Annotated in this window: 11 protein-coding genes; 8 read left to right on the top strand and 3 right to left on the bottom strand. The window is 46.7% G+C overall.

Annotation, left to right across the window (positions count from 1 at the left end; genetic code table 11):
- The first annotated feature begins 5 nt into the window (after window positions 1-5).
- The 3 genes from ZOBGAL_RS09965 to ZOBGAL_RS09955 all read left to right on the top strand — a co-directional run bounded on the left by ZOBGAL_RS09965 (window position 6) and on the right by ZOBGAL_RS09955 (window position 5,983).
- Entirely contained in the window at window positions 6-4,346 is a 4,341-nt protein-coding gene (locus ZOBGAL_RS09965; protein ID WP_013993468.1) for an endonuclease/exonuclease/phosphatase family protein, read from the top strand.
- A gap of 99 nt (window positions 4,347-4,445) precedes the next feature.
- Window positions 4,446-5,111, top strand: a complete 666-nt coding sequence (pdeM, locus tag ZOBGAL_RS09960) for a ligase-associated DNA damage response endonuclease PdeM (protein WP_046287439.1) — start codon at window positions 4,446-4,448, stop codon at window positions 5,109-5,111.
- A gap of 71 nt (window positions 5,112-5,182) precedes the next feature.
- Entirely contained in the window at window positions 5,183-5,983 is an 801-nt protein-coding gene (locus ZOBGAL_RS09955) for a tryptophan-rich sensory protein (protein ID WP_013993466.1), read from the top strand.
- A 16-nt stretch (window positions 5,984-5,999) separates the two neighbouring features.
- Here the strand turns inward: ZOBGAL_RS09955 and ZOBGAL_RS09950 are convergent, their stop codons facing one another.
- Complete coding sequence (locus ZOBGAL_RS09950; RefSeq protein WP_013993465.1) at window positions 6,000-7,349, bottom strand: dihydrolipoyl dehydrogenase family protein; 1,350 nt, start codon at window positions 7,347-7,349, stop codon at window positions 6,000-6,002.
- Between the two features lie 295 nt (window positions 7,350-7,644).
- Between ZOBGAL_RS09950 and mfd the strand changes: the two genes are divergently transcribed.
- From mfd to ZOBGAL_RS09930, 4 genes are all read left to right on the top strand, one after another.
- A complete protein-coding gene (gene mfd, locus ZOBGAL_RS09945; protein ID WP_013993464.1) occupies window positions 7,645-11,049 on the top strand; it encodes a transcription-repair coupling factor in 3,405 nt (1,134 codons plus the stop codon).
- Window positions 11,050-11,135: 86 nt separating this feature from the next.
- Window positions 11,136-12,428 carry an acetylxylan esterase gene (locus ZOBGAL_RS09940; protein WP_013993463.1) on the top strand — a complete coding sequence of 431 codons (1,293 nt, stop codon included), beginning with the start codon at window positions 11,136-11,138 and terminating at the stop codon, window positions 12,426-12,428.
- A 52-nt stretch (window positions 12,429-12,480) separates the two neighbouring features.
- Entirely contained in the window at window positions 12,481-14,406 is a 1,926-nt protein-coding gene (locus tag ZOBGAL_RS09935; RefSeq protein ID WP_013993462.1) for a CocE/NonD family hydrolase, read from the top strand.
- 52 nt (window positions 14,407-14,458) lie between these two features.
- On the top strand, window positions 14,459-15,778 hold the full coding sequence (locus ZOBGAL_RS09930) for a redoxin domain-containing protein (protein ID WP_013993461.1): 1,320 nt from the start codon (window positions 14,459-14,461) through the stop codon (window positions 15,776-15,778).
- 5 nt (window positions 15,779-15,783) lie between these two features.
- Here ZOBGAL_RS09930 and ZOBGAL_RS09925 read toward each other — a convergent pair whose 3' ends face one another.
- Together ZOBGAL_RS09925 and ZOBGAL_RS09920 are read right to left on the bottom strand one after the other, a co-directional pair.
- Window positions 15,784-16,443, bottom strand: coding sequence for an aspartate kinase (locus tag ZOBGAL_RS09925; RefSeq protein ID WP_046287852.1), 660 nt, complete (start codon window positions 16,441-16,443; stop codon window positions 15,784-15,786).
- 151 nt (window positions 16,444-16,594) lie between these two features.
- Entirely contained in the window at window positions 16,595-16,954 is a 360-nt protein-coding gene (locus tag ZOBGAL_RS09920; RefSeq protein WP_013993459.1) for a YraN family protein, read from the bottom strand.
- Window positions 16,955-17,149: 195 nt separating this feature from the next.
- Between ZOBGAL_RS09920 and ZOBGAL_RS09915 the strand changes: the two genes are divergently transcribed.
- Window positions 17,150-18,643, top strand: coding sequence for a DUF1800 domain-containing protein (locus ZOBGAL_RS09915; protein WP_013993458.1), 1,494 nt, complete (start codon window positions 17,150-17,152; stop codon window positions 18,641-18,643).
- Window positions 18,644-18,653 lie beyond the last annotated feature (10 nt).

Here is an 18,653-nt window from a genome sequence, read left to right as displayed (position 1 = left end):
ACGCTATGAAAAAAAATTACTTGCTAGTGCTTTTTTTAACCTTGACCCTGGGTGTCTTTGCACAGGACCTAAAAATCACCGGGGTCATAGACGGACCATTGCCCGGTGGCCTTCCCAAGGCCATTGAGTTTTACGTAGCGAACGACATTGCCGATTTAAGTGCCTATGGCATCGGTTCGGCAAACAATGGTGGAGGTAGCGACAGAGAAGAGTTTACCTTTCCGGCCACCACGGCCACTTCGGGCTCGTACATCTACCTTGCCTCCGAAGCGGTCGAATTCAATAATTTCTTCGGATTTGCACCCGACTACGAAGATTCCGCGGCCAATGTAAACGGGGACGATGCCATCGAACTCTTCTACCAGGGCACCGTAATCGACACTTTCGGCGATATCGATGTCGATGGAAACGGACAACCCTGGGAATACCTCGATGGATGGGCCTACCGAAAGAACGGTACCGGACCGGATGGCGCCACCTTTATATTGGACAACTGGGTATTCAGTGGCCCGGACGCCCTCGATACTGCCACCTCGAACGCGACGGCGGCCTCGCCCTTCCCTATCGGCACTTTTGGCGGCGGCGGAACAACGCTTATCGCCAACCCTACCAGCTTTGCCACCACGGTTCAAGGCACCACGGCCATCGATTTGACATGGGCCTTGAACGCCGATAACGACGCCGTTGTCTTGGCGGTCTCTACCGCTCCCATTACCGCCTCCTTGGTAGACGGACAAACGTACACTACGGGTGAGACCCTATCGGACGGCAGTACCGTATTGACCACGGGAAACCCAACCCTTTTTCAACACAGTGGCCTAAGTCCCAACACCGAATATTTCTACAAACTTTGGTCGGTGACCCCGGCCACCGAATACTCCCTGGGAGTGGCAATAAGTGCCCGTACCGAATCGGACACACCGGTCGAAGCGGGGTTGGTGATCACCGGGGCCATAGACGGGCCGCTCTCCGGCGGCACACCAAAGGCCGTCGAGCTCTATGCCGCCACCGACATTCCCGACCTGAGCGTATACGGTATAGGTTCGGCCAATAACGGCGGGGGCAGCGACGGACAGGAATTTACCTTTCCCGCCGATGCCCTACAGGCAGGTCAGTTTATTTATGTAACGTCGGAAACCGAGGGCTTTACCGACTTTTTCGGCTTTGCCCCCGATTATACCACCGGCGCCATGGGCATAAATGGCGACGATGCCGTAGAATTGTTCTTGAACGGATCCGTAATCGATGTATTCGGGGCCATTGACACGGATGGATCAGGCGAAGCCTGGGACCATTTGGACGGATGGGCCTATAGAAAGGACGAAGTTCCCGCCAACAACGGAAGCTTCGATAGCGACAATTGGATTTTTAGCGGGATCAATGCCCTGGACGGTGAACTGACCAATGCCACGGCGGCTACCCCCTTTCCCTTACAATCCTACGGTCCCGATTTGATGATCACCGGTATTGTCGACGGCCCCCTATCCGGCGGCGTACCCAAGGCGGTCGAACTATATGCCCGCAATGCCATTGCCGACCTTAGCCTGTACGGCTTTGGTTCGGCCAACAACGGCGGGGGTAGCGACGGGGAGGAATTTACCTTTCCCGCGGTCGCCGTTCCGGCGAACACCTACATCTACCTAGCGACCGACATCGATGGTTTTACCGCGTATTTTGGCTTTGCCCCCGAATACACGTCAAACTCCGTTTCCGTAAACGGCGACGACGCCGTGGAACTCTTTTACAAAGGCGGGGTGATCGATACCTTTGGCAACATCAACGTAAATGGCTCGGGGCAAACCTGGGACTATCTCGACGGGTGGGCCTATAGAAAGGACGGTACATTGAACAACGGAGCCTTTGTTCTCGACGACTGGACCTATAGCGGCACCGATGTTTTGGACGGAAGCGCCACCAACGGCACGGCATCCTTGCCCTTTCCCATCGGTACTTTTGGCGGCGGGGACGGAGGCACCGAAAATCCGGATCCCATTTCCATCAGCGATGCCCGCGCTGCCGCCGACGGCACCCTGGTCTCCATCTCGGGGATATTGACCGTAGCCGACGAGTTTTCCGGTTCGGCCTACATACAGGACGAAACTGGGGCCATTGCCGTTTTCGACGAAAAGGTTCATGGCAAGGGCGTTTTTCAAGTTGGCGATTCCATTACCCTTGTAGGGGTGCGAAGTTCCTATAACGAACAGCTGCAGATCAGTCCCATTACCGAAGTCATCAACAACGGAACTCCCAACAACCCTATCGAACCTTTGGAAATTACCCTCGATCAGCTTTCGCAATACCCCGGTCAGTTGGTGAAGGTTGCGAACCTATCCTTTCCCAGTCCCGGCAATCTGCTCTTCGGAGATTCGAATTACCTCGTTTCGGATGCCAGTGGTTCCGGGGAACTGCGTATAGATAACGACGTAGAGGCGCTTGTCGGTTTGGCCCAACCCGAATCGTGCGACGAAGTCATCGGGGTAGTCGGCCGCTTTTACGAATTCTATCAATTATTGCCCAGAAACAGGTCGGACCTTGCCTGCGCACAACCCTATGAGGCACCCACCTTGCCGATTGAAGTCGATGCGGACCAGACTTTGGAAATCGCTACGTGGAATATCGAGTGGTTCGGAGACGAGGGCAACTCGCCCGCTGCCGGAAGCCCCGATTCCGATGCGATACAAAAAGACAGTGTAAAGGCGGTCATCCAAAGCATCGCCCCCGATATCATGGCCGTTCAGGAAATATCCGACGACGCATTGTTTGCCACGATGGTGAGCGAACTGGAGGGCTACGACTACATCCTATCGCCCGCAACCTCCTATCCCAATGATCCGGGGGTAAGCCAAAAAGTCGGGTTCATTTACAAAACCGACGTGGTGAGCGTTACCGATACCCAGGTCCTTTTGGAAAGCATCCATCCCTATTACAACGGCGGCGATACTTCCTTCTTGACGGATTACCCCAGCGATGCCGACCGTTTCTACGCCAGCGGAAGGCTGCCCTTTTTAATATCGACCACGGTCACCATTGACAGTACCGAAGTGGCCTACGATTTTGTGGCCCTGCATGCCCGGGCCAACGGCAGTAGTGGTGCACAGGAGCGCTACGATATGCGCAAATACGATGTAGAGGTCCTCAGGGACAGCCTCAACCAATACTACGCCGACAGCAATTTGGTAGTGCTCGGCGATTACAACGATGATGTGGACGAAACGGTGGCCGACGATGTGGCCTCTACCGCCTCTACCTATGAGGCCTATGTTTCCGATACGGCAAATTTCGACATACTCACCGACGTCCTTAGCGAACAAGGCTTCCGGTCGTATGCCTTTCGGGAAAACATGATCGACCATATTTTGGTCACCGACGAATTGGCCGGAAACTATATCGACCAATCGGCCCAGGTGCACTACGAGTTCTACGACAGCGATTACACCCAGACGGCTTCGGATCACTTTCCCGTATCGGTACGAATGCTGGTAAAACCCTTTGTTTTGGACAGCATTGCCAAAACCGACGTAAGCTGCTACGGGGAAAACAATGGTAGGGCCACGGTCTATGTATCCGGGGGCCTTGCCCCCTACACCTATGTGTGGAGCAACGGGGCAAGCACCCCGACCGTCGAAGGACTCGAACCCGGCGAATATTCCGTCCAGGTTAGCGATGCCCTGCAAAACAGTTTTGAGGCCGCCATTACCGTTTATGAACCAAGTGCCTTGGAGTTGATCGTTTCCGAGGATACAACGGTCACCATCGGTTACGGCAACGAAAACTGTACTACCCTTGGCGTTTTGGAGGTTATGGGCGGCGAAGGCAGCTACACCTATGAATGGAGTACCGGTGAAACCACGGAGCAAATAGCGGTATGCCCCGAGGAAACGACCACGTATACCGTTACGGTAACCGACGAAAATGGCTGTTCGGCAAGCAAGGCCATCGAAGTGGCCGTCGACGACGTAAGCTGTGGCAACAACCCGAGAAACCCCAAGGTTCAGGTCTGTTACAAGGGGCGGACCTTGTGCATTTCAAAATATGCCGTATCGTCCTTTTTAAGAAAAGGGGCCAGTTTGGGAAGCTGTGAAGACCTGCCCCCGGTAGACTTGGAAATAAAGGTAAGTCCCAACCCATTCAGGCACAGTACCACCATCGCCTTTTCCGAGCCGACGCCCGACCATTACCTGGCCGTACTCTACAACACCTACGGAAGATGGGTCTACAGCACCTTGATCCCAAAAAACACCAGCGAAAAGAAGCTATACCCGTTTTACCTGAGAAAAGGGGTTTATGTATTAAGCATTTACGACGGCAGGGACCTCGTCGAAAGCTTTAAACTGATCAAGGAATAAAAGTCCCGTTTTACAGGAAGAAAAGGCCGGCGAATTGCCGGCCTTTTTGTTTTCCTTGTCTTCTTAGGACTCGTTTCATGATTTTGTACTTTTGTCCCAATGGCCCATCCCCTCGTTATACAAGATCACCATTTCACCATGCATCCGTCCGGAGTTCTTTTCTGGAAGGAAAAATCAATGCTGCTCATTAGCGACGTGCATCTCGGGAAGATTTCGCATTTCAGGAAATTTGGGGCGGCCGTACCCCAAGCGGCAGTACAAACCAATTTTAAAAAAATGGACAAGGCCATCGACTTGTTTCAACCCCAGGTGATTGTCTTTATGGGCGACCTCTTTCATTCTGCCTTGAACAAGGAATGGAAGTTGTTCGAAAACTGGATTGCCACTATCTCATCCGAAGTCATTTTAGTAGCCGGCAACCACGATATCATTTCCCCCCTGAAATATGAAGCACTGGGAATACAGGTCGTTTCAGAAATATGCTTAGACGGTTTTTTACTGACCCACCACCCTGAAGAGCGGGAGGCTTGCTTCAATTTTTGCGGACACATACATCCTGCGGTTCGCCTACAAGGCATGGGGCGACAATCGATACGCTTAGCCTGTTTTTTTAAATCTGCCCACCAGATGATCTTACCCGCTTTCGGGACCTTTACCGGCACCCACGTACTCGAACCTCAGGCAGACCACGAAATTTACGCCCTGACCGAAGAAGAGATCTTTCAAGTACAGTTTAAAGCATCACGACAACGAAAACGCCCTTAATCAGTCCATTTTTTTTCAGTTCGGGTCAACAGCCCTTTTTTACTTCCCCTACCTTAGCAAAAACCCTCTCCATGAAAAAGAAACTGGCCATACTCAACCTGTTTTCGGTACTGTTCGTAATCGGCGTCAACTACATTTCACAAATGTACAGGCTAAACAACACTACCATTGGCGAAATTAGTAGCAGATACGACAACCTCTTCACTCCTGCCCCCTACGCTTTTGCCATTTGGGGCGTTATCTTCTTAAGTCTTTTGGGCTACGCTATTTTTCAGGTGCGAAGGGCCTTTTTCAGCAAAAAAGAAAGTCTCTTTATCACACAGACCGAATATTGGTTCTATATCACCAACATGCTTAATGCCGCATGGGTATTGGCCTTTGTATTCGATTATACCGGACTTTCCGTTTTAATTATGCTCGGTATTCTTTTTTCGCTCATCAAAATCATTTTAAATACGAACATGGAACGATGGGATGCTCCCGTTGAAGTCATTGCCTTTGTCTGGTGGCCCATTTGCCTGTACAGCGGATGGATTGCCGTGGCGACCATTGCCAACATTTCGGCCTACCTCACCAAATTAGGATGGGAAGGCGCTCCGCTTTCCGAGGTAACATGGACCATCATTCTTATTGGAATTGCCACGGCCATAAATCTCGCCATAACCTGGAAACGGAACATGCGCGAATTCGCCCTGGTTGCCGTGTGGGCCTTTATCGCCATTTTCGTTCGGCACAAAGACAGTTATGAACTAATTGCCTATTCCGCCCTGGTTGCCGCCATTCTCCTATTCGCTTCTTCAATGGTACATGCTATTCAAAATCGAAAAACAAGTCCCGCCCAAAAATTAAAGGAGCGGTTACGGAACCCTTGAGCAAACGAGATTGCTACTACACCATGGATTTAATATCGTTCGACCACGATGGGTAGGTAAAAACCGTCTGTTTAATTTGCTCGGCAGTCATACCTTGGCCTATAGCCATGGCAAATAAATTTATGGTCTCACCGGCATTGGGCCCTAATAGGTGGGCTCCCACAATTTTCCGGGTACGCTGGTTCAAGATGATCTTATAGGCATACACCGGGGCATTCACCCTTCGGGCATTGAACCAAGAAGGTACCGATTCAAATTTGACTTCCACATTCTTGTACCGACTTGTAGCTTCCTCCTCCGAGTACCCTACCGAAGCTAGGTTCGGCAAGGTGTATACCACTGATGGGGTAACCGGCACTTGCATTTTTTCCTTGTTTCCTTCTAAAACATTTATAGCTACCACCTTGCCCTCTATCCCTGAAAGCGGGGTGAGCGGCAATCCCTTATCGGAAACATCGCCACAGGCATAGACACCCGTATTACTAATGCTTTGCAGATAGTCATTTGTCTCAATTCCGTTTTCATTGAAGGCCACTTTTCCTTTTTCAAGTTGCAATGTCGAGATTGCGGGCACACGCCCCGCAGTATTGAATACTACATTGCTTGCTAGCGACTCCAGCTTTCCCTTTTTCCTATAAAAAACCTTTACCTTCTTTCTAGCCTTTTCGACCTTGGTGATTTTGGCATTAAATACAAAATCGATGCCGAGTTCCTTTGAATACGACCTTAACCCTTCTACCAAATCGGCATCGAAAGCTTTAAGCGGCCTTTTCCCCGAATCTATTACCGTCACTTTGGCCCCTGCCCTTGCCGCGATATGGGCAAATTCCATTCCGACATAACCAGCACCAATAAACGTGATTTTTTTCGGGAGCTTCTTTTGGCTTAAAAAATCGTCACTGCTTTTCAAATGTTTGCTCCCCTTGAAATGCAGGTTTCGGGGTTCGTATCCCGTAGCGATTATAATTTTATCGGCCCTTACGGTCTTTCCTTCCACAGAGAGGGTCTGCTCATCTAAAAATTTAGGGGATTGATGGTATAAGCTAATACCGAGCGTTTTTAAATCTTCTTCGGTGGTTCTTGGAACAGCAAGGGTAAATTGACCCTTGTATTGCATCAATTTTTTCCAACTGATCCCTGGAACCGCTTTGATCCCCTTCCCCATAAGATTGGCACTCAACTCTATTACTTCGGTCGCTCCAAGAAGCACTTTTTTCGGATCGCACCCCCTATTGGCACAGGTACCCCCATACTCGCGTTTATCGGCCATTCCCACCGTGAGTCCACCTTTCACACAAGCTTTGGCAACGGTTCGTCCCGCCGCCCCACTTCCGATTACAAAAACATCATACTTTTTTACCTTCATATTCCCATCCTTTAAAAAAATGTCCTAAACGCACATTTAGCATCTACAAGTTGCCGCTTTTACGTAAAATCAATTAACCCAACCCACACGATTATGAACCGTATACCTGATTTCTGCATTTTTTAATGTGATAATGTCCAAAAAACCGATTCATCGGACACAAAAACATAAGATGAGTTCGCTACCTTTGCATTCTCATATATCAAAGCCCCAATTTAATTTGGGCTTTTTGGCAGTATCATCTCGGGCAATTGCATCAAAGGACAAGAGCTCGGGTTCATTAAAAAATTAACGGTTGACGCAGTCTTCAATTCAACAACTGTTTTCCCAGTCTCCGCAAACGCGAAAACTGCGGGACACTATTGCCCAAAATTTTCCGGCAAACACAGAAAAAAACCAAAATACCGTACAGGCCATTGTATTAAAAGGGCTTTCGGGCTCTGCCTTATCATTTGCCTTTGCCAGCGTATTTCAAGATTCAAAAAGGCCCTTCCTTCTAGTTTTTAACGATAAGGAAGAAGCCGCCTATTACCTGAACGACCTCGAACAGATCATAGGCGAAAAAGATGTACTGTTCTACCCTGGCAGTTATCGCAGGCCCTACCAAATTGAGGAGACCGACAACGCCAATGTTTTGCTGCGTGCCGAGGTACTGAACCGTATCAATTCCCGTAAAAAACCGGCTATAATCGTCACCTACCCCGATGCGCTTTTTGAAAAAGTGGTCACCCGACGTGAACTGGAAAAGAATACGCTTAAGATCAAGTTAAACGACACTATTTCGCTCGATTTTCTCAACGAGGTGCTTTTCGAATACAAGTTCAAAAGAGTGGACTTCGTTACCGAACCCGGTGAATTCTCGGTTCGCGGTGGTATCGTCGATGTCTTCTCGTTTTCTAACGACGAACCCTATCGAATAGAGTTCTTTGGCGACGAAGTAGACAGCATCCGTACCTTCGATGTCGACACCCAGCTGTCTACGAACAAAGTGAACAAGATAAACGTCATTCCCAACGTTGCCAATAAATTTTTGGAGGAGAAACGACAGAACTTTTTAGAATACGTCGCTTCCGACACCATTGTTTTCGCCAAAAACACCGATTATATTTTTGACCGTTTGGATGATTTCTTCGGAAAGGCCATCGAAGCCTTTTCAAAGTTATCGCAAGACATCAAGCATTTAGAACCCGAGGCGCTTTTTATGAATTCGGATAGTTTTAGGAAACAACTGGGTGCCTTCGCCCTCATGACCTCGGAGGCCTCTACGACTTCCGAGCTGATCCATGGGGCCGTTACGGTGCAGTTCAACACCAAACCCCAGCCTTCGTTCAATAAAAAGTTCGACCTACTGATCGAAAACCTCAACACCTATAAAGACCAAGGCTACACGAATTATATTTTCTGTGCCAGCGATCAACAGGCCAAGCGCTTTCAGGCTATTTTTGAAGAGGTCAACGAACATGTACACTACCAGACCATAGTAACCCCCATTTACCAAGGTTTCATTGATGACGACCAAAAACTGGTCTGTTATACCGACCATCAAATTTTTGAGCGCTACCATAAGTTCAATCTCAAGAACGGATACGCCAAAAAGCAGGCCATTACCCTAAAAGAGCTCAACAAGCTTGAAATCGGCGATTATGTAACCCATATCGACCATGGTATCGGCAAATTTGGAGGACTTCAAAAAATAGATGTAGAAGGCAAAAAACAAGAAGCCATCAAGTTAATGTACGGTGAACGCGACATTCTCTATGTCAGCATTCATTCCCTCCACAAAATATCAAAATTCAACGGGAAGGATGGAACGGTTCCCAAAATATACAAATTGGGATCTGCCGCTTGGAAAAAACTCAAACAAAAAACCAAGAGCAGGGTCAAGAAAATTGCTTTCGACCTTATTAAGATCTATGCCAAACGACGTTTGGAAAAAGGATTTCAGTACGCCCCCGACAGCTACTTGCAAACCGAACTTGAAGCTTCCTTTATTTATGAGGACACCCCAGACCAGAGCAAGGCTACCGAAGACCTCAAAAAAGACATGGAAAGCGAACGCCCCATGGACCGCCTTATCTGTGGCGACGTAGGTTTCGGAAAAACCGAAGTGGCCATACGCGCCGCTTTCAAGGCCGTAGACAACGGAAAACAGGTTGCCGTGCTCGTACCTACCACCATCCTTGCCTTTCAGCATCACCGCACATTTAGCGAGCGCCTAAAAGAAATGCCGGTATCCGTAGATTACCTAAACCGTTTTAGAACCGCAAAGGAACGTAAGGAGACTTTGGCCAAACTTGAATCGGGGCAGGTAGATATTATCATCGGCACCCACCAATTGGTAAACAAAAACGTAAAATTCAAAGACTTGGGACTGCTCATTGTCGATGAAGAACAAAAATTCGGGGTTGCAGTAAAAGACAAACTGAAATCCATCAAGGAAAATGTTGACGTCCTTACCTTGACGGCGACGCCTATACCCAGAACCCTGCAGTTCAGCTTAATGGCGGCACGCGACCTTTCGGTCATAAAAACGGCCCCGCCCAACCGCTACCCTATTGAAAGTAGGGTCATTCGTTTTGGCGAGGAAGTCATACGCGATGCCATCAGATACGAAATAGAACGCGGCGGGCAGATTTTCTTCATCCATAACCGTATCGAAAACATAAAAGAAGTCGCTGGTATGATCCAACGGCTTGTCCCCGATGCCAAAGTAGGTATCGGCCATGGCCAAATGGACGGCAAGAAATTGGAAAACCTCATGCTTTCTTTTATGAACGGTGAATTTGACGTACTCGTTTCAACCACGATTATCGAAAGTGGTCTTGACGTCACCAATGCGAACACTATTTTTATCAACAACGCCAATAATTTCGGATTGAGCGACCTGCACCAAATGCGCGGCCGGGTCGGGCGTAGTAACAAAAAGGCCTTTTGCTATTTTATAACCCCTCCCTATGAATCAATGACCCCCGAAGCCAGAAAACGGATTGAGGCCTTGGCCCAGTTTACCGAATTGGGCAGCGGTTTTAATATCGCCATGAAAGACCTTGAAATTAGAGGGGCAGGAGATTTGCTTGGTGGTGAACAAAGTGGATTTATCAATGAAATCGGTTTTGAAACCTATCAAAAAATATTGGCCGAAGCCATTGACGAACTAAAAGAGAACGAGTTCAAGGACCTTTATGAAGAAGTGGAAGGCCACCAGCAAAAAGTATTTGTAAAGGAAACACAGCTCGATTCGGACTTTCAACTGCTCTTTCCCGATGACTACATCAACAACATTACGGAGCGACTTACATTGTACACCGACCTGAACGATATTAAGGACGAGGAAAACCTTCAAAAGTTCGAAGCCCAACTGGTCGACCGTTTCGGGGAGCTTCCGACCGAAGCCGAAGATTTACTCAATTCGGTACGTATCAAATGGATAGCGAACAGTATCGGTATTGAAAAAGTGGTCATGAAAAAAGGAAAACTCATCGGTTACTTTATCTCGGACCAAGAGTCGGACTTTTATCAAAGTTCCATTTTCACCAAGGTCCTACGATTTGTACAAAGCCATCCACAGCATTGTAAGATCAAGGAAAAACAGACCCGAAACGGCCTTCGCCTGTTATTGGTGTTCGAGCGGATTACCTCGGTCGACAAAGCACTAAAGGCCATGGCGCCATTTACGGAAACAGTACAATCGGTTTCATAAAATGTTTTAATTCAGCTATATTAGTTTCGGCTAAGGTGGAAAACCTTAAGACCCTAATCATATAATTGACCAAACAACCCACTTTTATGAAACTTAAAATCTACCTTAGCATAGCGGCTACGCTACTTCTGTGCTTTAATTTAAGTGCCCAACCCCGAAAAGAACTTGTCAATGTAATTGTAACGCCCGACCGTACCGATTGGACTTACGACCTTGGCGAACGCGCCGAATTCTCGATTACAGTTTTAAGAAACAACGTGCCCCTAGAGAACATCTCCATCAATTACACCGTCGAAACCGACCCGGGTTACCGCTCCGTAAAAATATGGGACCAAGGAAACCTGACCTTGAAAAATGGAACGGTAAAAGTGAAGTCGCCTAAATTCAATACTCCGGGTTTTCTTCGTTGCACGGCTAGGGTAACGGTAGACGGAAAAGAATACAGTTCATATGCCACGGCCGGCTTTTCCCCCGAGAAAATAAAAGCTACGACCTCCTTGCCTTCAGACTTTGAAGCCTTTTGGAACAAGGGGAAAGAAGAACTTGCCGCCATACCCATGGACGCGGTTATGACCCTAATGCCCGAGCGATGTACCGATAAGGTCAATGTTTACCACGTGCAACTGAACAATATAAAAGGGAAGATCTACGGCATTCTTTGCACCCCTAAAAAAGAAGGGAAATACCCCGCCATTTTACACGTGCCCGGAGCTGGCATCCGCCCGTATTACGGTGATGTTGATGAAGCGGCACAAGGCTTTGTCTCCTTTACCATAGGCATTCACGGCATACCCGTAAACCTCGACCAACAAATCTATGACGACCTAAGATCGGGAGCCTTGGCCGGTTATAACACCATGAATTTAGACGACAAGGAAAACATGTACTACCGAAGGGTATACCTCGGGTGTATTCGGGCGGTAGATTTTCTGGAGAGCGTTTCGAACTTTAACGGCGAGGATATTGCGGTTACCGGAGGAAGTCAAGGTGGCGCCCTGTCTATAGTGACCGCTGCCCTTGATGACCGTATCGATTATTTGGCGGCCTTCTATCCTGCCTTGAGCGACCTCACCGGATTTCTGCAGGGCCGTGCCGGCGGATGGCCACAGATATTTCTTGACGATTTCACCAATACACCTGAAAAGATCGAGGTTTCAAAATACTATGACGTGGCCAACTTTTCACGCTTCGTAAAAGCGGAAGGTTGGTATAGCTGGGGCTATAACGACAATGTCTGTCCCCCCGCTTCCACCTATGCGGCATACAATCTTATTCCTGCCAAAAAAGAGCTCCATGTGTTTCAGGAAACCCAACATTGGACGTTTCCCGAGCAGCATGAACTTAAAAATAAATGGCTTTTTTCAAAATTGGGAGAATAGTAACAATCGCCATAAATAGTTATCTTTAATCCTATCGAAAAAAAACACTACTATGAAATTCAGGTTTGTACTCGTCCTCCTTGTTGCCTTGGGTTGCTTGCCCTTGCAAGCCCAAAACGCCGATTCGCTATACTTTAGACAGCATTATGACCTAAAGGAATACCGTATACCCATGCGTGATGGCGCAGAGCTCTTTACGGCCGTGTACACCCCGAAGGACAAGTCAAAGGACTATCCCATTTTACTGAACCGCACCTGTTACAATGCGAGTAAATATTCCAACTACAACTATAGCAACTATCCTTCAAAATACTTGATCGAAGACGGCTATATCCTAGCTTTTCAGGATGTGCGCGGAAGGTATATGTCGGATGGCGAGTTCGATAATATGCGCCCGAACATTCCCGGAAACAACCGCAGGAACAAAAAGGATATCGACGAAAGCTCAGACACTTACGATACCATCGACTGGATGATAAAACACATCAAAGGGAATAATGGCCGTGTGGGCATGTACGGTATTTCATATCCGGGGCATTACACCGCTGCCGGCATGATAGATGCCCACCCCGCCCTCAAAGCATCATCGCCCCAGGCGCCTATTGCCGATTTTTTCTTTGACGATTTTCACCATCAAGGAGCCTACCTAGAAAGTTATACCGCCGCTTTTGCCGTCTTTGGCTACCAAAAGGATAGCCTAACGAGAGACCCGTGGTATATGGACAAGTTGATGCGCCTCTACGAAGACCCGGCAGCCGATGCCTATGATTTCTACTTGAAATTGGGGCCCCTGAAGAACATCACCAAAAACTACCATCATGACAATTTCTTCTGGAACCAAGTCGTGGAACACCCCAACTACGATGAATTTTGGCAAAAAAGGAACATCCTTCCCCATTTAAAGGATATTGACCATGCGGTAATGACCGTTGGCGGTTGGTTCGATGCCGAAGACCTCTATGGCCCCCTGAACATCTACAAGACCGTAGAAGCCACCAGCCCAAAGGCTAAGAACAGCATTGTAATGGGCCCTTGGGACCATGGCGCTTGGGCGCGCGAAAAAGGAAAGGCCATTCACAACCATATTTATTTTGGAGATAGCATATCTTCCTTCTTTCTTAAGAATATTGAACGAAAGTTCTTTGCCCATCACTTAAAGGATGAAGGCCCCGATACACTACCCGAAGCTTACATGTTCGACACGGGAACCAAAAAATGGGAAACCTTTGATACTTGGCCTCCCAAAGAAATAGAACCCGTAAGTCTTTATTTTGGTGAAAATGGTAAGTTGGGCATCAATAAGCCCATAGACGAAAAAGCAGTATTTGAATATACCAGCGACCCACAAAAACCTGTGCCCTATACTTCCCAAACGGAAGGACTGACCTTTACACCTAGAAAGTATATGTCAGATGATCAAAGGCAGGCTTCAAGGCGCCCCGATGTACTGACATTTCAGACCGATGTGCTTCAAGACAATAAGGTTTTGGCCGGAGAAATCATGGCGAAGCTAAAAGTGGCCATGACCGGAACCGATGCCGATTTTATCGTAAAACTTATAGACGTTTACCCCAACGACCACGAAAACTACGAGCATAACCCCGAAAACATTGTAATGGGCGGATACCAGCAGCTCGTACGTGCCGAAGTATTTAGGGGAAGGTTCAGAAATAGCTTTGAAAAACCCGAACCCTTTGTCCCGGGCGAGCCTAGCGATGTTCATTTTCGCTTACAGGACATACTGCATACGTTCAAAAAAGGACACCGTATCATGATTCAGATACACAGCACCTGGTTTCCTTATATTGACCGAAATCCGCAGAAATACGTAGATAATATTTACAAGGCGAATGAAGACGACTTTATTAAATCGACCATAAAAGTATTCGGCTCTTCTTCGGTAGAAGTTGGGGGCACGCAAGACTGTTGCCCACCGGAACCTTTCCGTTCCAGGAATGAAAATGCAATAAAAGACTAGGGGATCGCTCTAAAACCGGTACTTTTGTACCATCATTTAAGAGCATAGAACCATGAAAAGATACCTTGTCGTATTTGCCTTGCTTACTGCCTTTTGGGTAGAGGCCCAGCATACTATTTCAGGAACCTTCACACCCGCCAACGAATACAAATATATATTGGCGTACCGATTAAAAACGGGCTCGCAGTCCTTTATAACGAATACCTCGATCAAAGACGGTAAATTTTCATTGCAAATACCGGAAAATGCCGAACCGGGAATGTATCGTTTGGTCTATGCCGTTCCACAAGACGAGTTCTATTTTGATGTCATTTACAACGGTAAAGAAGATATTGAACTGGCCTTTGACGCCGACAAAGGAGTCTCCTTCATTTCCTCAAAGGAAAACAAGATCATGACTTCCTATTTTCAGACCATGGCTTCCTTAATGGGCCAATTGGTCGATGTTTACATGAAAAAGAAATTTGACAAAAAGGAATTTCAGGAATGCACCTACCAATTAAAGACGACCCAAGAAGCCTATGAAGCACAGTCTAAAAACCTAATGGTAGAAAATTTTGTTTTAGCGAACCGACCTTATATCCCGACCGAATTTGAATCGGTTGAAGAATACGTCACGCATAAGAAAGAACATTATTTTGACCACCTCAAGCTCGACAATACAATTTTACAAGCTTCCGATTTTTTATCCGATAAGTTAAGAAATTACGTTTTCACGGCGTTACCAATGGAACCTAGGTCATCTGCCGAAACCGAAAGTATCATTCAAGACAACATTAAGAAGGTCGGTGCCAAACTTGCCCCAATATCGGATGCCTACAAATTCGACGTCTTTTATCGTTTATGGAAAATGAGTTCGAGCAGTGGATTGAACGAAACCACCGACTTCATATACAACACCTATTTAAAGTCGCTTGCCTCAGCTTCGAACGACCCGAACAAAGCGCGTGAAATAACGGTACAACACCGTTTACGTATAGGGGCCATTGCCCCTGAAATCGAATGGAAGGTAGGCCAGACCACCAAAAAACTCAGTACCATAAATGGGCCCGAAAATTACCTTTTGGTATTTTGGAGCAGCACTTGTTCGCATTGTTTAAAGGAACTTCCCGCCCTTCACAAGGAACTGAAAAATTATAAATCGACCCAAGTAATCGCCATAGGTCTAGAAGATGACAAGACCACATGGACTCCAGAATCGGCCAAACTGCCCGATTTCGAGCACGCCATTGCATTGGGAAGGTGGGAAAGCGATTACGCACAATTATACGATATTCACCAGACCCCTACCTACTATTTACTAGATTCGGAAAAGCGTATAGTGGGCAAACCCGAGAGCGATAAAGAAGTGGTAGAATTACTGAAAAAGTAATACCACTAAAGGGTTTTTAGGTCTTTAATGGTCTTAAAGGCTACATCTACTTGGGTATCGTCGACCAAAATAGTAAATTCGTTGGTAGTCGAGATGACTTCGTAGAGTACGATACCTTCCCACGCCAATCGTTGAAAAATAAAGTAATAGATACCTGGTACCGATACATTCTCAGCAGGAAGCTTAACGGTAATCGATGATAGGTTCTCTGCTTTTTGTGTGCATTTTTCATGCTTAAAAAGATCTTCTACCGTTTGATCCAAGGCATTGCTTACCACAATGTTAAGCTCATTAACGCCCCTTGAAGAGGTATAGAAGACATCTTTGTTTTTGTTTACGTGCTCGAGCAATAAGGTCTGGTTCTCTAGAATAGACTCCGAAACCAAAAAAGTGAAATCGGTGAGTGAGGAACGTACCGTTATTTCCCCAATATTTTTTAAGACCTTGATAATTTTATGGGTCGCCCTGAACTCAAGGTCATCGGACAAGCGCTTAAGGGCCATGACTATGGCTCCATTACGGATATCCTTACCTAATTCGTTCTCGATTTCGGGTTTTACAATTCTTGAAAGCGAAGTCAGGTTAATAATCCCTTGGGCTAAGGCACTTTGTAAAAATGGTTTCTTTTTAATGTACTGTTCGACTACGGAAGAAATCGTTTTCATGGGTTCATAAGATTGATTGATGAGCAAAAATAACATATTGTTACAAATAAAACAAATTGTGTCGTAAGCTTCTTTCCCAAAAAATTTTAGAATTGTCCCTTTTACCCTTAATACGGGACTTTTGAGCTATACCCCTTCCGAAAAAAAAGCTTTAAAAGTGATAAAATGCGCTTTCCAAATGCTCAATTTTAAAGATTTTCCGGTTCTTTAGAATGGTAATAACATCGAAACGCACCTCTACATCTAAGTCATTTTCAGTAGCGTAGTGATCTGCGGCACTGACCAATAACTTAATTTTTCCTGGCGTGATGGTTTCGGCAATAGGTATAATTTGATCATTGCTTCTCGCCCGTACTTCAACAATGGCCAAAATTTCATCCTTTTGTGCAATAATATCGACCTCCGCCTTCAGGTAGCGGTAATTCCTATGAAGGATACGATACCCCTTATCGACCAAAAAATCGACGGCGAGCTGTTCGCCTTCTTTGCCAAATTCGTTGTGTTTCCCCATAAAATCCTCCTTAAATCTTAATAAAAAGTGCAGTTCATCGAAAACAACAGTAGTGTAACATCAAAAATTGGAACTCGGCCGTAAATAAACGCACCGTATGTCGAAAATACCATAAAAGGCATACTATCCAAAATCTTTGTACGTTAAGAACTTGCCCCAAACACATGAAACGGTTCTTTAAAGCCTACATTTATTATGGAATATTTTATTAACTGTAATACGGCGTCCCTAGCTCCGTATACCACTCCCTTAGACAGAAACAGGGCGGCTCATCTGTACAGAAGACTAGGGTTCAGTGCTTCGGTCGAAACCATCGACCAAGCCGTTGGCGCAAATGCCAGCACCCTTGTCGATACGCTCATATCCCAAGCTTTGGGCGCACCGACTATACCCGAGCCGGAATGGGCCAACTGGAACAACAGCAACTACCCTGAAGACGACGACCTCAGCAATGAAATGAAGCGAACGCAGAAAAACGAGTTTAGCGTGGCCTATGCCAAAAACATGCTGAACAATAACCTGCGCGACCGTTTGAGCTTCTTTTGGAGCAATCATTTCGTTACGCAAATCGAAGTGTACCGATGTAACCCGTTTCTTTATCACTACGTAGAGTGCCTGCAGCGAAACGCCTTGGGCAATTTCAAAACCTTCGTTAGCGAGATCGGGCTTACCGACGCCATGTTGTATTATTTGGATGGCGCCTATAACAACGGTAACAACCCCAATGAAAACTACGCCAGGGAGCTCTATGAGCTTTTCACCCTTGGTGAAGGAAACAATTATACCGAACAGGATATTATTGAAACCGCCCGTGCCATTTCAGGCTATGTTGAACGTGGGGAACTTGGCTGCGAACATGTCACCTTCGACCCTGAGAAACACGATTCCGGCAGCAAGACCATATTCGGTCAAACAGGGAACTGGGGCTATGATGACGTTATCGACATCCTATTCGAGCAACGCCCCAACGAACTAGCTTGGTTTATCTGTAAGAAGTTGTACGAGTTCTTTGTCCACCCCGATTCAAATGACGATGCGGGTAACGCACAAACCATAATTTTGGGTATGGCCGACACCTTTATAGCCAATGATTTTGAAATTGCACCCGTACTGTCCCAATTGTTCAAAAGCGAACACTTTTTTGATGACGAGGCCATCGGTGTAATCATCAAAAGCCCTTACGACCTTTATTTCAACCTATTAAAGGAAAGTAGTTTTAGTTATGACGATACCCTCATTTCCAGTGTGATCAATTATACGGGACTATTAAGCCAGGTTATGTTCAATCCGTTTGACGTAAATGGTTGGCAACGTAACCGCACATGGATCAACACCAATTTTATGATCGGTAGATGGTTGACCTCCGAAGCCCTCATCGAAGAGTTTTTCCAAGCCAACAGCGAACAGTTTAGAGCCCTTGGACTGGCCTTATCCGGTACTGACGGACAAACAAGCAGTAACCCAGACGTCGTTGCCAAGCCTATTATAGATTTCTTTCTTCCTAAAGGCCTACTCAACGAATCGGAATACCAAAAAGCTTATGACATTTTCAGAAGTGACATCCAACCCGAATATTACGAAGGAGGAACCTTTGAGACCTGGACGCTACAAACTTCTTTGGAAGGACCGAAACAAGTATATCTACTCTTGCAATATCTAGCCAGACAACCCGAATTTCAACTAAAGTAAACCTACTGAT

This window comes from Zobellia galactanivorans, from assembly GCF_000973105.1.
GTDB lineage: Bacteria > Bacteroidota > Bacteroidia > Flavobacteriales > Flavobacteriaceae > Zobellia > Zobellia galactanivorans.
The sequence above is the reverse complement of the archived record's forward strand: the minus strand, read 5'-3'. Positions and strand labels throughout refer to the sequence as shown.

Bases quoted from the DNA above. Each gene is read 5' to 3' on its own strand.
- ZOBGAL_RS09965 (WP_013993468.1), top strand. From the start codon at position 6: ATGAAAAAAAATTACTTGCTAGTGCTTTTTTTAACCTTGACCCTGGGT.
- pdeM (WP_046287439.1), top strand. From the start codon at position 4,446: ATGGCCCATCCCCTCGTTATACAAGATCACCATTTCACCATGCATCCG.
- ZOBGAL_RS09955 (WP_013993466.1), top strand. From the start codon at position 5,183: ATGAAAAAGAAACTGGCCATACTCAACCTGTTTTCGGTACTGTTCGTA.
- ZOBGAL_RS09950 (WP_013993465.1), bottom strand. From the start codon at position 7,349: ATGAAGGTAAAAAAGTATGATGTTTTTGTAATCGGAAGTGGGGCGGCG.
- ZOBGAL_RS09940 (WP_013993463.1), top strand. From the start codon at position 11,136: ATGAAACTTAAAATCTACCTTAGCATAGCGGCTACGCTACTTCTGTGC.
- ZOBGAL_RS09935 (WP_013993462.1), top strand. From the start codon at position 12,481: ATGAAATTCAGGTTTGTACTCGTCCTCCTTGTTGCCTTGGGTTGCTTG.
- ZOBGAL_RS09930 (WP_013993461.1), top strand. From the start codon at position 14,459: ATGAAAAGATACCTTGTCGTATTTGCCTTGCTTACTGCCTTTTGGGTA.
- ZOBGAL_RS09925 (WP_046287852.1), bottom strand. From the start codon at position 16,443: ATGAAAACGATTTCTTCCGTAGTCGAACAGTACATTAAAAAGAAACCA.
- ZOBGAL_RS09920 (WP_013993459.1), bottom strand. From the start codon at position 16,954: ATGGGGAAACACAACGAATTTGGCAAAGAAGGCGAACAGCTCGCCGTC.
- ZOBGAL_RS09915 (WP_013993458.1), top strand. From the start codon at position 17,150: ATGGAATATTTTATTAACTGTAATACGGCGTCCCTAGCTCCGTATACC.